Annotated in this window: 16 protein-coding genes; 8 read left to right on the top strand and 8 right to left on the bottom strand. The window is 61.3% G+C overall.

What is annotated here, in order from left to right; translation table 11 throughout:
* Window positions 1-215 precede the first annotated feature (215 nt).
* Complete coding sequence (locus HDC32_RS07470; RefSeq protein ID WP_131699850.1) at window positions 216-890, bottom strand: HAD family hydrolase; 675 nt, start codon at window positions 888-890, stop codon at window positions 216-218.
* A 79-nt stretch (window positions 891-969) separates the two neighbouring features.
* Window positions 970-1,158: a hypothetical protein gene (locus tag HDC32_RS07465; protein WP_184743265.1), complete on the bottom strand. Its 189-nt coding sequence runs from the start codon at window positions 1,156-1,158 to the stop codon at window positions 970-972.
* A 671-nt stretch (window positions 1,159-1,829) separates the two neighbouring features.
* On the opposite strand from HDC32_RS07465, the gene HDC32_RS07460 reads away from it, so the two are divergent.
* Complete coding sequence (locus tag HDC32_RS07460) at window positions 1,830-2,288, top strand: Hsp20 family protein (protein ID WP_053130927.1); 459 nt, start codon at window positions 1,830-1,832, stop codon at window positions 2,286-2,288.
* A gap of 53 nt (window positions 2,289-2,341) precedes the next feature.
* Here HDC32_RS07460 and HDC32_RS07455 read toward each other — a convergent pair whose 3' ends face one another.
* The 3 genes from HDC32_RS07455 to HDC32_RS07445 all read right to left on the bottom strand — a co-directional run bounded on the left by HDC32_RS07455 (window position 2,342) and on the right by HDC32_RS07445 (window position 5,597).
* Window positions 2,342-3,619 (bottom strand): cation:dicarboxylate symporter family transporter, encoded by a 1,278-nt coding sequence (locus tag HDC32_RS07455; RefSeq protein WP_131699848.1) that lies wholly within the window; start codon window positions 3,617-3,619, stop codon window positions 2,342-2,344.
* A 95-nt stretch (window positions 3,620-3,714) separates the two neighbouring features.
* Window positions 3,715-4,923 (bottom strand): pyridoxal phosphate-dependent aminotransferase, encoded by a 1,209-nt coding sequence (locus tag HDC32_RS07450; protein ID WP_184743262.1) that lies wholly within the window; start codon window positions 4,921-4,923, stop codon window positions 3,715-3,717.
* 11 nt (window positions 4,924-4,934) lie between these two features.
* Window positions 4,935-5,597 carry an RraA family protein gene (locus HDC32_RS07445; RefSeq protein ID WP_131699846.1) on the bottom strand — a complete coding sequence of 221 codons (663 nt, stop codon included), beginning with the start codon at window positions 5,595-5,597 and terminating at the stop codon, window positions 4,935-4,937.
* Window positions 5,598-5,719: 122 nt separating this feature from the next.
* On the opposite strand from HDC32_RS07445, the gene HDC32_RS07440 reads away from it, so the two are divergent.
* Both HDC32_RS07440 and HDC32_RS07435 read left to right on the top strand, forming a co-directional pair.
* The gene (locus HDC32_RS07440) at window positions 5,720-6,616 is read left to right on the top strand and encodes a LysR family transcriptional regulator (protein WP_184743259.1); all 897 of its coding nucleotides are present in this window, start codon (window positions 5,720-5,722) and stop codon (window positions 6,614-6,616) included.
* A 64-nt stretch (window positions 6,617-6,680) separates the two neighbouring features.
* On the top strand, window positions 6,681-7,736 hold the full coding sequence (locus HDC32_RS07435) for a D-isomer specific 2-hydroxyacid dehydrogenase family protein (RefSeq protein ID WP_184743257.1): 1,056 nt from the start codon (window positions 6,681-6,683) through the stop codon (window positions 7,734-7,736).
* On the opposite strand, the gene HDC32_RS07430 is transcribed toward HDC32_RS07435, so the two are convergent.
* Complete coding sequence (locus tag HDC32_RS07430; RefSeq protein WP_184743254.1) at window positions 7,733-8,407, bottom strand: TetR/AcrR family transcriptional regulator; 675 nt, start codon at window positions 8,405-8,407, stop codon at window positions 7,733-7,735. The two genes, HDC32_RS07435 and HDC32_RS07430, sit on opposite strands and share 4 nt — an antisense overlap.
* Before the next feature lie 122 nt (window positions 8,408-8,529).
* Between HDC32_RS07430 and HDC32_RS07425 the strand changes: the two genes are divergently transcribed.
* The 4 genes from HDC32_RS07425 to HDC32_RS07410 all read left to right on the top strand — a co-directional run bounded on the left by HDC32_RS07425 (window position 8,530) and on the right by HDC32_RS07410 (window position 12,737).
* Window positions 8,530-9,741 (top strand): MFS transporter, encoded by a 1,212-nt coding sequence (locus tag HDC32_RS07425; RefSeq protein ID WP_145336422.1) that lies wholly within the window; start codon window positions 8,530-8,532, stop codon window positions 9,739-9,741.
* 61 nt (window positions 9,742-9,802) lie between these two features.
* The gene (locus HDC32_RS07420) at window positions 9,803-10,237 is read left to right on the top strand and encodes a hypothetical protein (protein WP_131699841.1); all 435 of its coding nucleotides are present in this window, start codon (window positions 9,803-9,805) and stop codon (window positions 10,235-10,237) included.
* Complete coding sequence (locus tag HDC32_RS07415) at window positions 10,234-11,709, top strand: ATPase domain-containing protein (protein WP_184743251.1); 1,476 nt, start codon at window positions 10,234-10,236, stop codon at window positions 11,707-11,709. The genes HDC32_RS07420 and HDC32_RS07415 overlap by 4 nt, the downstream gene beginning before the upstream one ends.
* A gap of 8 nt (window positions 11,710-11,717) precedes the next feature.
* Window positions 11,718-12,737 carry a sensor histidine kinase KdpD gene (locus HDC32_RS07410; RefSeq protein ID WP_145336418.1) on the top strand — a complete coding sequence of 340 codons (1,020 nt, stop codon included), beginning with the start codon at window positions 11,718-11,720 and terminating at the stop codon, window positions 12,735-12,737.
* Here HDC32_RS07410 and HDC32_RS07405 read toward each other — a convergent pair.
* Window positions 12,734-13,795, bottom strand: a complete 1,062-nt coding sequence (locus tag HDC32_RS07405; protein WP_184743248.1) for an SDR family oxidoreductase — start codon at window positions 13,793-13,795, stop codon at window positions 12,734-12,736. The genes HDC32_RS07410 and HDC32_RS07405 overlap by 4 nt on opposite strands.
* A 156-nt stretch (window positions 13,796-13,951) precedes the next feature.
* Here HDC32_RS07405 and HDC32_RS07400 point away from each other — a divergent pair, with 156 nt between their 5' ends.
* The gene (locus HDC32_RS07400; protein ID WP_131699837.1) at window positions 13,952-14,749 is read left to right on the top strand and encodes a DNA/RNA non-specific endonuclease; all 798 of its coding nucleotides are present in this window, start codon (window positions 13,952-13,954) and stop codon (window positions 14,747-14,749) included.
* A gap of 9 nt (window positions 14,750-14,758) precedes the next feature.
* Here HDC32_RS07400 and HDC32_RS07395 read toward each other — a convergent pair whose 3' ends face one another.
* Window positions 14,759-14,938: a DUF1289 domain-containing protein gene (locus HDC32_RS07395; RefSeq protein ID WP_131699836.1), complete on the bottom strand. Its 180-nt coding sequence runs from the start codon at window positions 14,936-14,938 to the stop codon at window positions 14,759-14,761.
* Between the last annotated feature and the right edge of the window lie 211 nt (window positions 14,939-15,149).

Genomic DNA, 15,149 nt, shown 5'->3' with positions numbered 1-15,149 from the left:
GCGCTTCGCCTGTCTATCGCAGCGTTAACTTGTCGAAGTTGTACGAGTGTCAGGGCGCGCGGTTGTATTGGGAGCATCCAATGCCCCGGATGCTTGATTGTGAGCGACACTGGAGCACCATCCGATCAATCGTCTGGCATGCCTGCACGCAGGAACTTCAACGTCGCCGCCGAGCGGGGGAGCACATCAATTCAAGCCGCGTGCCTGCATATGGCTCACGGACGGGAAGCTACCTCGTCTAGGTGCTGCAGCAGTGCCAGAGGATCCTCGTAGACTCGGAGTGCACCTGCACGTTCAAGCTCTCCTGTGTCGTAACCACCTGAAAGCAGCCCTATACCGGTGGCCTTACAGCGGCGTGCGGCAAGCATGTCCCAGATGGCGTCGCCTATCACCAAGCATTCTTCGATGGGTACATCGAGTTTGCATGCAGCGGCGAGAAAAAGGTCTGGATCGGGCTTGCCATATTTAACGTCATCACGGGTGATGAGATTGACCTCTGCTATATCCAAGCCTAATGCCTTCAGATTTATCGCTGCAGTATCCATCCCACCGCTGGTAGCAATACACCACTTGAACTGATCGCGGTTCAAAGTATCGAGAAGCTCGACAGCGCCAGGGAGCGCGCTTATCTGGCCCTGCAGATCTTTGTAGGCTTTATCATGTTTATCGCTCAGCCTTTTAGCTTGGTCTGGTTTGATTTCCAGTCCTGTTTCACGCGCTAACGTCTTGAGCATCAGCCCACCGCTCATACCGATTTTTCTGTGAATTCGCCACATGGCCAACGGTATGCCTTCTGAATCGAGCGCGGTTTTCCACGCAAAGACGTTCTGGTAAACGCTATCAGTCAACGTGCCATCCAGATCGAATATAAATGAGGTTTGCTGGCGCATGCGTGGCACCTCCCTAAATTGAAACTCAAGCAATAAGTGTCGTATTTTCGAATGTTGGACGCACCGAAAATCAAAGGGACTAGCTTTTATCCTTGAGTCTTTCCAAGTCGGATGGGCCGGGTTCTACACGCGGTTCATCGCCAAGTAATTCATCTTCCCTAACGACTCGTTCGTCATCGGTTAAACCTGTATCTGCCAGGTCTGAGCCGAAAGCCGAGTCCTTCGCGCCTTTACGTTTAACTGATGGAACGAAGCTTTTTGCAGGCATGAGGTCTCTCCTTGCGTTTCGAAATTTAAAGCGCTCAGTTTTTCGAAAGCATGTGCCCTGACTCGTTCAGTCTTTCGCGAATCATTGGGACGTGGAGACGCAAACTGCCGCAGGGAAACCCACAGCCTCATCTCCATGATCGCGGCCTTGCGCGTTCCCCGGCCTGACCAAGTGGTTTTGGTTTATGTACAAAAAAGGGCCCATCTGTAGTCTTAGGATGATCGTATGGGTATGAATTTTAAGCACTAGGCTTAATCTCAATTCAAAACAGTTATTTAGTCTAAGAGTGCCAGATAGGGAAAAGCCTGCAGCGATGCAGGCTGTTTTTGCTTGGGATTTGACCATAGGCATCAAACGTTGGGCGCAAGTGTCCGCTCTCCCTTCAGCGTCCTCCACAATGTCCTCATCGTCGCGTTCTGATTGGCAATCGCGCAATATGAGCGCCTCTCCAACCGGATCGGCGCTGGCGGATGATGGCGGCGATCTACGGCGACTCCAGCACGTTTCTTGCTCGCCGGTGCGTCAGCCTGTTTGAAATGATCGCAGCGCCGGATAAAATTTTTTTTGTGGCCGTGCTTGAAATTTCCCCCCCTGAACCTACTTAGGTTTTACGCGATGCCGAATACGGGTCGCGTCTCAAATCACTTGGAGAAAACTCAGGAGATTTTGCAATGGCTACTACTCTTTCGTTGGCCCCACTGTTCCGTCATTCCGTCGGTTTTGACCGTTTCAACGACCTTTTTGAATCGGCGCTTCGCAGCGAGGCCGGTACCACCTACCCACCCCACAACGTCGAAAAGCACGGTGAAGATCACTACCGGATCGTCATCGCGGCCGCAGGCCTGGTGGAGGATGACCTGGAGATCCAGGTGGAAAAAGGCGTGTTGACCGTCGCCGGTGGCAAGCGCGAACACAACGAGGGCATCACCTACCTGCACCAAGGCATCGCCCAGCGCGCGTTCCGTTTGTCGTTCCGCCTGGTCGATCACATTGAAGTGCAGGGCGCGCAACTCGCCAACGGGTTGCTGAGCATCGACCTGCTCAGGGTGGTTCCGGAGGAAGCCAAGCCTAAGCGCATTGCGATTGGCGGTGCTGCCAAGGCTGAGGTGAAATCCATCAGCGAGCAGTAAGGCTGGAATGAATAAAGGCGCTCTCCGGAGCGCCTTTATTCGTAGCGTTCACATTACAGCGAGGGAACATTTCTCCCACTCGACTCATGCCCTGTCCGCACCTCACGCCCCTCCCACTTGGCAATCACCAACGGTGCCAACGCATTACCCAGCACATTCAGCGCCGTGGTCGGCATCTCCATCAAGCGGTACACCCCGGCGATAAACGCGATGCCTTCCAACGGCAGACCGGCGCTGGCCAGGGTGGCCGAGAGAATCACGAACATGAACCCCGGCACTCCGGCGGCCCCCTTGGAGGTGAGTACCATGGTCACCACCAGCAAGGCCTGATCGCCCAGGCTCAAATCAATGCCGTACAACTGCGCGACGAACAGGGTGCCGATGCCGAGGAACAGTGAGGCGCCGTCGAGGTTGAACGAGTAACCCACCGGCACCACAAAGCTCACCAGCGAAGGGGGTACGCCGTAGGTCTCGAGTTTTTTCATCAGTTGCGGCATCACCGCCGCCGAGCTGGCGGTGGAGAAGGCCAGCACCAGTTCATCCTTGATATGGCGCATCAGTGCGAACAGGTTGATCCCGCATACACGCGCCACCAGGTTGAGCACCACCAGCACAAAGAAGGCGATGGCCACATAGCTGACCATGATCAGCTTGGCCAGCGGCAGCAACGAGCTGAAGCCGAAGTTGGCCACGGTCACGGCGATCATGCCGAACACGCCGATGGGCGAGTAGGCCATGATCATCGAAGTGACCTTGAACATCGCGTCGCTGACGCCACGCAACAGCGCGATGACCGGGTCTTTGCGCTCGGCGGGCAAGCGCGCCACGCCCAGGCCGAACATCACCGCAAAAAACAGCACCGACAACAGGCTGCCCTGGGCCATGGCGTTGACCACGTTGTCGGGGATGATGCCGACGATGATCTGCCCCAGGCTATGACCGGCGCCGGTACTGGTGGGCAGGGTGATATTCGCCGCGTGCAGGCTGGACAGTTCAGTGCCGGCGCCGGGCTTGAGCAGGTTGCCCATGACCAGGCCGATGATGATCGCCAGGGTGGTGATGCAGAAAAAATAGCTCAGGGATTTGACCCCGATACGGCCCAGGGATTTGCCGTCACCGTGCCCGGCAATGCCCACCACCATGCAGGAAAACACGATGGGCACCACGATCATTTTCATCAGCTTGATAAAGATATCGCCCGCCGGTTGCAGGACATTGTCCACCAACCACGGCCGGGATTCGGGAAAGCGGTGCAGCAGGGCACCAATGGCGATACCGGCGAGCAAGCCGATCATGATTTGCCAGACCAGCGCGATACGGGGCGTGTGCATGGGAGTGCCTCATTTGAGATCAATGATTTTTAAGTTGTTGTTCTAGGCAGTCAAAAGGCGGCCGTCCGCTGGTCGCCGGGTGTTACGGGTGGCCGTCAGCGCAGGTCGTGGCATGCGTCTTTGAGGCGACGGCACCCTTCTTCGATCACGTCCAGGGAGCTTGCGAAGGACAGGCGCACATACGGCGACATGCCGTAGGCCGCACCGCTGACGGTGGCCAGGCCGTAGTCGCGCAACAGGTAGTCCACCAATTGGGTGTCGCTGTCGAGGCGATCACCTTGGGGGGTGAGCTTGCCCATCAGGCCGCTGACGTTGGCGAATACATAAAACGCGCCATCGGGCGGGATGATGCTCAGGCCGGGAATACCCGCCAGTCGCTCCAGCATCAGTGCGCGGCGCTGCCGGTATTCCCCGCGCATCGCGGCGATAGGTGCCTGGTCACCGGCAAACGCGGCCACGGCGGCGGCCTGGCTCAACGAGCTGGGGCAGGTGGTGGTCTGTGACAGCAACTTGGCGATGGCCGCGATCAACCACGCCGGCCCCGCACCAAAGCCCAGGCGCCAACCGGTCATCGCATAGCCCTTGGACGCGCCGTTGACGATCAGCGTGCGCGGCTTGAGGTCGGGCGCAAGGCGTGTCAACGGCACATGCCGGGCGTCGCCGTAGACGAAGTGTTCGTAGATCTCATCGGCCATGACCAGCACATGGGGATGGCGGCGCAGCACCTGCGCCAGGGCCAAGAGTTCGGCTTCGCTGTACACCGCGCCGCTGGGGTTGTTCGGGCTGTTGAGGATCACCCATTTGGTGCGTGGGGTGATCGCTTCTTCGAGCGCGGCGGGCGACAGCTTGAAACCCAGGGTTTCATCGCCGGGAATGATCACCGGTGTGGCATCGTTAAGCCGCGCGATGTCCGGGTACGAGACCCAATACGGCGTGTGCACGATGACTTCATCGCCGCGATTCAAGGTGGCGGCCAACGCGTGATAAATGATGTGCTTGCCACCGCAACCGGCAACCACCTCATCCAGGCCGTACACCAGATCATTGTCGCGCTGCAGTTTCAGGCAGATGGCCTGGCGCAGCGCGAGGGTGCCGGTGGTGGCGGTGTAATGGGTATCACCGCTGTGCATCGCCAGGCTGGCGGCTTCAAGAATATGCGCCGGAGTGTCGAAGTCCGGCTCGCCCACGGTGAAGTTGACGATGTCGCGGCCCTGGGCGCGCAACTCGGTAACCAAGGCGTTGGCGGCGATGCTGGGGGAGGGCGCGATGCCCAGGACACGGTCCGACAAAAATGCAGTGCTCATCTCGGACTCCTTCACACCAGGCCGGCATTGTTGAGGGCCTTGTCGATCCAGCTCTGGCGCACCGCACCGCTGGCGATCTCTGCCTTGACCGCTTCTTCATGCTCGGCATGTTGCGCGGCGCGGCGCAGCACTTCGGTGGCGTCGGCCTGGGAGAATGCGACCAGGCCGTCTTCATCACCCACCAGCAGGTCGCCGGGGTTGATCACCATGCCGCCGATGGACACCGGCACGTTCACTTCGCCGGGGCCGGTTTTGTACGGGCCCGTGTGCACCACGGCGCGGGCGTAGCAAGGGGTATCCTCAAAGCTGGCGACATCGCGAATCGCGCCGTCGATCACAAACCCCACGCAACCACGCTGTTGGGCGTAGAGCTTGACCAGCTCACCGATCACCGCGTTATTGGTGTCGCCCTGGCCGTCCACCACCAGCACATGGCCGGGTTGCAGCATGCTCATGGCCTTGTAGATCAGCAGGTTGTCGCCGGGGCGGGTCTTGACCGTGATCGCCGTGCCCACCAGCTTGCCGCTGCGGTTGTAGCGCGTCAGGCCACGGGCGCCGATATGGCGGCCGAGGTTGTCGCTGATATGCGGCGTGACCACCTGAGCAAACGCCTCGACCAGTTCGGCGGGGGCCATGGGCGCGTTGGGAAGGATGCGTGAACCGGGCAAGGACATGGCAAATCTCCAGAATTGTTAGATAGCGATGGGCTATGGCCGGATCTTAGGAGTGATGAACGAAGAGTTTTAGCGATATTTTATGATGTGATAGCATCGCTTTTTCTCATGAATTGGCCGCCATGATCACCTTCAAGCAAATCGAAGCGCTTTACTGGATTGCCGAACTCGGCAGCTTTGAAGCGGCGGCGAACAAGCTGAACATGTCTCAGTCGGCCATCTCCAAGCGCATCCAGGAGTTGGAAGACACCTTCGACGTCGAGATTTTCGACCGCAGCAAGCGCAACGCCCGGCTGACGGAGAAGGGCGGTGAGCTGCTCGACTACGCCCGCGACCTGCTCAACAGCCGCGACCAACTGCTCGAACGGGTCAGCGCCCGCGAAGTGCTGGTGCGCCGTTTTCGCCTCGGCGTCACCGAACTCACCGCATTGACCTGGCTGCCGGCGCTGGTGGAAGCGTTGCGTCAGGCCTACCCCAAGGTGCAGATCGAACCGTCAGTGGAACTGAGCAGCGAACTGTTTCGCAAGCTGGAAAGCGACCAGCTCGACCTGGTGATTGTGCCGGACGTCTACAGCGACCCGCGCTTCCACAGCACTGCGCTGCAAAGCGTGGAAAACGCCTGGATCTGCGCGCCGGACCTGATCCCCAACCCCGACCCCGTAAGCCTGGAAGTGCTGGCCGATTACACCGTCCTGACCCAGGGTTCGCAGTCGGGCACCGGCTTGATCTACGAGCGTTGGCTGGCCGCGCACAACGTGCAGATGCCGCGCACGCTCACCAGCCATAACCTGCTGGTGCAGGTGGGGTTGGCGCTGTCGGGGATCGGCGTGAGCTATCTGCCCAAGGCGTGTTTGTCGCACCTGATCGAGCACGGCGCATTACGCGCGTTGGTCACGCAGCCGGAGTTGCCGAGTATCCAGTACGTGGCATTGCACCGGGTGGACCGCCAATTCGGCTTGAACCAGGACGTGGCGCGGCTGGCGCAGGCCTGCTGTGATTTTTCGCGGTTGTTGTTTTAGAGCAAGTGTGGCGCGATGCTAGTGTATCGGTGCGGTTGAACACCCTTTAAAGAGGCTCACAGGTATGGCATTCACCACCCTGATACTGGATGCTCCCGGCCCGCCGTTGCTATTCGAGGAAGTCGACCGATTCCTTGAGTTGGGCCTGGTCGTCACCCTGAATCTCTACTATTTCACCGATAAACAGAGTATCCGCGAGCACTATGGCGAGCGCATCCGGTACACCGAGATCAATGGCCACGACAGGCAAGCTTTTATCGACGCCGTGACTCAGGCCGGGGGGTATAGCGTGTTTAAGACGCGCCTGAATATTCCCATTGAGAGCGAACTGATTCGCGCCGCGGCATCATCGGCCCTGCCAACGCCGCTGCGCGCCATCGCCCAAGCGGGTACAGGCGTTAACCATATCGACCGGCAAGAGGCTGAGCGGTGTGGCGTGACCGTACTGAACACGCCGGGCTCCAACGCGGCGGCGGTCGCTGAATACGTCGTCGCCCAGGCGTTGTTTTTATCCAGGGACCTGGACCACTACAACGCCGAAACGCACCGCGGCCGCTGGTCCAAGGGCACCTTGGCGCCCGGCCCCGAATTCGGCGAACTCACGCTGGGGGTGGTGGGCACCGGCAGTATTGCCCAAGCCGTCGCACGCAAAGCGGGATCGCTCGGTATCAAGGTCATCGCCAGCGGTTCAGAGCGTTTTACGCAGCAGGTCGCGCACAGCCTTGGGCTTGAGCGGCGGCAAAACCTCGAGCAATTGCTGGGGGAGGCCGACGTGGTTTCTATTCACGTACCGCTGACACCGCTCACCCAAGGCCTGTTCGGCCTTGCCCAGTTCAGGCAGATGCGTCAAGGCTCGATACTGATCAATACCGCTCGCGGCGGCATCGTCGACGAAGCCCAGTTGGCAAGCTTCATGACCGCGTTTCCCGGGCATATAAAAGCGGTTGCCATCGATACCTTTGTCCACGAAAAAGACCGTTTTGACTCGCCACTGGCAGGCATCGGCAATGCCCAACTGACACCGCATATCGCAGGCAACACGACGACGGCGATCCGTAAGGCTTCACGGCAGATTGTCGACAAGATCCACGCGCTCAGCCTGGCTGCGGACGCACGTTAACCCGCAGGATTCGAGCAGGCCCCTTTGATAAGAGCAAGCTCCCTCGCCACAGGCGGCGTGCTGGACGCAGCTATGTCCCAAGTCATCATGAGCTGGCTGATCGCGGCGTCGAGGGTGGCATGGGGCACGTTGTCCCGCGCCAATATCGACACCCCCTGCAAAAAACTGTCAAACACACTCGCCATCACGGCGGGCTGGGTCTGCTGCGGCAACTGGCCCAACCGAACCGCGCGCTCCACGCACGCCACAATTCCCGCCCGCGTGCGCAGGCGCGACTGGGTCAACCCGTCGGCCACCCGCGCATTTTCCGGGCTGGGCGCACTCATCACGCCCAGCGCGACCATGCAGCCCTTGGGGTGGCCGTCTTCGCACTGCATGCGCGCCGATTGGCGCAGCGCGGTTTCGACGGCCTGGCGCGGGGGCAGGGTTTCGTCCCACAGGCATTCGGTGACCTGGGCGTAGGTCGCCAGGTAGCGCTTTACGCACTCGTCGAACAACGCCTCCTTGGAACCGAACGCCGCGTAGAAACTCGGCGCGGAGATCCCGCCACCCAAACCCGCCTTGAGCTGGGCCAGGGAGGTGGCGTCGTAGCCATGCTGCCAGAACAGGTGCATGGCCTGTTCCACGGCGTGTTCGCGGTCGAAGGTGCGGGGGCGGCCCATTTGTGCCATGTCAGGTCTCCGGTGGGAAAACGAGATAAATACTAGTCGATACATAAGTCGTTGACAACGCGCACCGATCGCCCGCAATATTTGTATCGATCAGTACCTAAGTCTCGCCCAAGGAGTTTACCGTGACCCCCTCACTCACTTTATCGGCCGCATCCGAGCGCCTGCCCATCGGCGCGTTGCTCGCCCTGGCGATGACCGGCTTCATCTGCATCGTCACCGAAACCCTGCCCGCCGGCCTGTTGCCCTTGATCAGCGACGGCCTGAGGATTTCCCCGTCGATGGCCGGGCAGATGGTCACTGCCTACGCACTGGGCTCAGTGCTGGCGGTGATTCCCATGACCATCGCCACTCGCGGCTGGCGCCGGCGCAATGTGCTGCTGCTGACCATCGTCGGTTTCCTTCTGTTCAACTCCATCACCGCGTTGTCGTCCCACTATGGCGTGACCCTGGTGGCGCGCTTCTTTGCCGGGGTGGCGGCGGGGTTGGCCTGGAGCCTGCTGGCCGGTTACGCGCGGCGCATGGTTGCGCCCCATCAACAGGGCAAGGCACTGGCGCTGGCGATGGTCGGCACGCCGATTGCGCTGTCGTTGGGGGTGCCGTTGGGCACCTGGCTCGGTGGCCTGGTGGGCTGGCGTACCACGTTCGGCCTGATGTCCGCCGTGAGCCTGGTGCTGATCGCCTGGGTGCTGGTGAAAGTCCCTGACTACGCGCCGCAGCCCGCCCATCAACGCCTGTCGCTGCGCAAGGTGCTGACCACGCCGGGCGTGCGCCCTGTGCTGGCGGTGGTGATCAGTTGGATGCTGGCCCACAACATTCTGTACACCTACATTGCCCCGTTCGTGGCGCCGGCCGGTTTGGCCGAGCGTGTGGACCTGGTGTTGCTGGTCTTCGGGATCGCTGCGTTGGCGGGGATTTGGCTCACGGCCAGACTGGTCGAACCGTTATTGCGCAACACCGTGCTGGTGAGCCTGGCGACGTTTGCGGCGGTAAGCGTGCTATTCGGCGTGCTGGGGAATGTGCCACTGGTGATCTACCTCGGCGTGGCGGTCTGGGGCCTGAGCTTCGGCGGCGCCGCGACCTTGCTGCAAACCGCCCTGGCGGATGCGGCGGGGGACGGCGCGGATGTGGCGCTGTCGCTGAACGTGGTGGCATGGAACAGCGCGATAGCCGGCAGCGGCGTCGCAGGCGGCGTGTTGCTGGACCGCTGGGGCGTGGCGGCGTTTCCCTGGGCAATGCTGGGGTTGATCGCGGTGGCGCTGGTGATTGCCTGGGCGGCGCGTGGCCATGGTTTCCGACCAGGTCGGCGCACGACGCAGGCGGCAGTGGGCCATTAAAACGTCGGGCTGGCACGATAGGGTGTACGATCAGTGTCAACTCATCGGATATAAGCCCGTCATGTCCACGCTAAGCGAAGAGAGCCGCCAGATCGTAGCTTCTCTGGCGCACCGTGTTGGCCCTACCGCTGACCCTGCAAGCATCGCTGAGGCGATTGTTTCGATCCTGCAGGATATCGACGCAGTACTCACGCCCATTATCGGGCAGCAAGGTGCTGTGGCGCTGCTGCGTCGCAGCCTGCGCTTGAGCGTCCAGACCCATTCGCGCCTGTCCGCCACCTACGACCGCGTGCAGGCGGCGCCGGACCTGAGCGATCTCAAAGCCCTATTGATCGAGCAGACTGAAGCCGATGCGCTGTTCTTCGGTGAAGTACTGCTGACCACTTTCTACACGTTGCTGACCACGCTGATCGGGCCTTCGCTGACCGCCCGTTTGCTGCGCGACGTGTGGGAGCCCTCCTTGAGCGACACCCCTTCCCAGGAACAATCGCCATGAGCACCAAAGTAACTATCAACCGCCTGGCCACCGGCGTGCCAGGACTGGACGAGGTGCTGGGCGGAGGATTGCCGGAGTTTTCGTTCAACCTGATCGCGGGCCCGCCTGGCTGCGGCAAGACTACGCTGGCGCATCAAATGATGTTTGCCCTTGCGACGCCGGAGCGGCCTGCGCTGTTTTTCACCGTACTGGGCGAGCCGCCGCTGAAGATGCTGCGTTATCAGCAGCAGTTCGATTTTTTCGACAGCGAGGTGATCAACCAGTCGATCCGCTATATCAACCTGGCCGACGACACACTGGCCGGCAACCTGGACGAAGTGCTGCGGCGCATTGTCAGCGAGGTGGAGGCGCATTCGCCGTCGCTGGTGTTTGTCGACTCCTTCCGCTCGGTGGTGCTGGCCAGCCAGACGCAGCACAACCCCAACAACAACTTGCCGCAGTTCGTCCAGCAACTGGGCATGTTGATGACGACGTGGCAGGCGACGACCTTCCTGATCGGTGAGTACTTCACCGAAACCGACACCAACCCTATCTTCACCGTGGCCGATGGCTTGATCTGGCTGCGCCAGAGCGTCGAGCGCAATTCGATGGTGCGCAAGATGGAAATCATGAAGATGCGCGGCCAGCCGACATTGCCGGGGCTGCACACCTTTCGGATCGCCAGCTCGGGCATCAAGGTGTTCGCGCCTGCCGCGTTCAATCCGGTCGAGGCGCCGATGGCGCGGCCTATCCAACGCCTGAAAATGGGCGTGCCACGCCTCGACGAAATGCTCGGTGGCGGGCTGCCCAGGGGCTATTCGCTGCTGGTGGCCGGGCCCTCGGGGTCGGGCAAAAGCATCCTGGCGGCGACCTTCCTCGCCGAAGGCGCGCGCCAGGGTGAAACCGGCGTTATCGCAGTGTTCGAGCAGCGCCCCCACCACTCCCAGAACGCCACCCTGGCCAACCTGATTCACAGTGGGCAAGTCGGTCTGGTAGACAGCCGCGCACCTGACTTGTCCATTGATGAAATCGTCCACCTGCTGCTCAGCGAGGTTCGCCGCCTGAACGCCACGCGCGTGGTCATCGATTCGCTGTCGGGCTTCGAGCTGGCCCTGGCGCCGACCTTTCGCGCGGACTTCCGTGAGTCGCTGTCGCGCATGGTCACGGCGCTGACCAGTGCCGGGGTCAGCGTATTGATGACCTCGGAGCTTGAAGACCGCTACACCGACCTGCGTTTCAGCCCTTACGGCACCGCGTTCCTTACCGATGCGATCATTGTGCAGCGCTACATTGAGGTGCGCAGCCGCTTGCTGAGGATCATGGCCGTGGTCAAGGTGCGTGCCAGCGCGCACTCCGATGAGCTGCGCCAATACCACATCAATGACGATGGCCTGCAGATCGGTGAAAGGCTTGCGGACCAGGAAGGGTTGCTCGGCGGGCGGCCAACCGCATTGCATCCGCACGCGCAGGGCGCGGGAGACGAAAATGGTTGAGCTGAGCCATGAGTAAAGGCGAAGGACAGGATGAGCGTGAAGTGGCCAGTGCCGCTCATGAACTCTTCCTGCTCGGCCAGAAAACGGTTGAGGCCCGCGCGGTACTGGCGGCATTACAGCAACAACTGAGTGACGCCAGCAGCCGCCTGGTGGACTCCCAGCACGTCGAGCAACTGATCGAGGCCAACCAGCAGTTGGTGCTGGCGATACTGCTGGCGCAATCGGACGCCGTCGCGGGACCTCCTCAGGAGGAGCAGCACCTCTACCAGGAACTGCGTGAGGCCAACGCGCAACTGGTGATCGCGGCGCTCAGCGCCCAGGACCTGCAGGCAACAGCCGAGCGAGCGTTGGGCCAGCAGAAAAACATTCTCGCCATGGTCGCCCATGAGCTGCGCAACCCGCTGACGCCGATCAGCCTGATCGCCGAGCGTATGGTCAGGTTGCCGAGCGACCAGTTGCCGCGCATGCGTGAGCTGATCGAGGGGCAGGTCCAGCATATTTCCCAACTGGTCGATGACCTGCTGGATGTGTCCCGCGCCAGCACCGGCAAGTTGCGTATCAACCGCCGTCAGGTGGATATGCTGCGCATCCTCAACGCCGCGATCGACGCCTGCAGCCCTGTGATGGTCAAGCGTCAGCAGCAATTGGATGTCGAGCTTCCCGACGCCAGTTTGAGCATCAACGGCGACCCTGGGCGGCTCGCGCAGATTCTGCATAACCTGCTGGCCAACGCGGCCAAGTACACGCCCATCGGCGGGCGCATCAAGGTGTTCTGTACCGCGCAGGCCGGGATGCTGAGGATAAGCATCAGCGACAACGGCATCGGCGTCACCGCCCAGGCCCTGCCGTTTATTTTCGACCCTTATGTGCAGGATGTTCACGCCGTCGGTTTCAACGGCGCCGGCCTGGGCATCGGCTTGACGGTGGTGCGTGAACTGGTCGAGGCACACGGCGGCAGCGTGACGGGTATGAGCGAGGGGCATGGCAAGGGCAGCGAATTTGTGGTGACGCTGCCCCTGATGGATTAAGGGATCAAACGCGCTGCGCCCAGTTGGTCGAACACCTCGAAGAACGCCTGATCGCTGGCCTGGTAAGCGGTAAAGCCCATCTTCCGGCTCTTGGACATGTCCGTGACCACCTCGATGGGCCGGCCCAGGTCGGCGTCGGTGTGCCACGGCGACACCAGCCGATCCATCTCGGCCTCCTTCAGTCCATGCTTCGCAGCGATCTGGCGCCAGGCGGCCTGGTCATTGGCCATTTGCGTCTCAAGCGGCGAGGGCGAGGCCGGGAAGTCGGCCGCTGCCACGCCGAAGTAATCGGCAATCCGGCCCCACATCCACTTCCAGCGGAACACATCGCCATTGGTGACGTTGAAGGCCTGGTTGGCGGCAGCGGGCGTGGTGGCCGCCCATAACTGTTGCTGGGCCAACTGCCGCGCATCGGTCATGTCCGTGAGGCTGTCCCATTGCACGCGGGAGCCTGGGAATACAAACGCGCGACCTGTGTGTTTGCAGACACTGGCGTAGACGGCGAGGGTGGTCGCCATGTTCATCGCATTGCCCACGGCCACGCCGGTGACGGTGTGCGGGCGATGCACGCTCCAGGTGAAGCCGTCCTTTTTTGCGGCGGCGAACACTTCGTCTTCCTGGGCGTAGTAGAAGTTTTCCACGTCCAGGCGGCCTTGTTCTTCGCGGAACGGGGTGTGCGGCAGGCTGCCCTTGCCATAGTTTTCGAACGGCCCGAGGTAGTGCTTCAAGCCGGTGACCAGCGCCACATGCTGCACGCTCCCGGCGGGGCGCACGGCGTCCAGCACGTTGCGCACCATGGCGGCGTTGACGCGTATATTCTCGGCTTCGGTGGCCTGGCGTGACCAGGTGGTGATGAACACATGGGTGGGTTTCAGATCGGCCAGGGCCTGTTGCAGCGATGCCGGGTCCTGCAAGTCGGCGGCGACCGGAATCACGCCTGGCACCTGCGAGGGCTGACGGGACAGGGCTGCAACGTGCCACTGGTGTTCGAGCAGTAACTGGGTGATGGCGCTGCCAACGATGCCGCTGGCGCCCACGACGAGTGCGGTCTGGGTCATAGGTTTCTCCCGAGGATGTAGGGTTCTGAGCCCCTGGGTGTAGGAGAGGTTCAACCTTATCCGTGAGGCACGCGGCACCAAATACACGAATCAGGGTCCATAAGCCCCGCACGAACATTCGCGCTCATCCGTTACCCTCACCATAAGATTTAAAGCATGTACCTACGCACTATCGCAGTCGGGCTGTCGGCCCTTGTTTTGTTTTCCAGCGCTGTAGACGCCCGCAGTCTGGCCAACCCTTACACCCCCACCGAGCAACGTGCCTCATTCGATGGCTGCGCCGATCTCTTCCCTGGCGCTGCCCCGATCAAGACGGCCACCGTCCCGGCGTCGATGAAGCCGCTGGCGCTGTGTTCCGAGACGTTTGCGGTGCTTTACTCACAAACCAGCAAGACCCCGCTGGTGGTGGTCGAACGCCTGAACACCGCGCAGTTGAAAAATGCCAAAGGCGAGGAGCGCACCAACCAGTTCTACGCCGACCCACGCATTCCCAAAAGCGGCCGCGCGGAGCTGAGCGACTACCGCAGCCAGCACCCGGCCATGGACCGTGGCCACCAGGCCCCGGCCGCCGACGCACCCAATGCCCGGGCCATGGCCCAGTCCTTTGCGCTGTCGAACATGGTGCCCCAAGACCCCACCAACAACCGCAAGATCTGGAGCAAGGTCGAGGCCGACGTACGCAAGTTCGCGGTGCGCGCGGGCGGTGACGTGTATGTGTTCACCGGGCCGCTGTTCGACCCAGGCTACAGCACCATCGGCGACAACAAGGTCTGGGTGCCGACGCGCCTGTTCAAGCTGGTGTACGACGCCTCCAGCCAGCGCGCCTGGGCCTACGTGCTGCCCAACGCCGAAACGCGCATCCAGAAGCCGATGGACTACGCCACCTTCGTGAAAAGCACCGGGCTCAAATTGCTGGGCAATCTTCCGGTGTCAGGGTCGGTTGGGCGCTCCTGATCAAGCGGCTTACTTGGTTTTTTTCAACGCTTTCAAGCGTTGGGTCGCGCGTTGCACGGCGGCCATTTTCTCGGGGCGTTTCATGCGTTTCCACTTGCGGATCTCGTCCTTGCTGCGCCCACAGCTGACGCACAGGTCGCCGCTGAGCTGGCAGGTGGAGACGCAGGGGTTTTCGATGTCTTTAGCCAAGAGGTCACCTGGAGATGGGGTAAAGGGGCGCACCCTGCCCGCGAGTATATGCACATAGGCTGATTCCAGGTTGTGGTCGTTGCCAGGGGGACGATGACTGACATGGCGCGGCCGGCGCAGTGCTCAGCCACAGTGACGGCCAATGTGGGCGTTGTCGAACCCTGGCGAGGCTGCGATGACGGCGGCAGTGCCAACCTCTATGTTGCCTGAC

Origin of the sequence: Pseudomonas sp. JAI120, assembly GCF_014207255.1 — a bacterium.
Classification (GTDB): Bacteria; Pseudomonadota; Gammaproteobacteria; order Pseudomonadales; family Pseudomonadaceae; genus Aquipseudomonas.
This window is presented reverse-complemented; position numbering and strand designations above follow the sequence as displayed.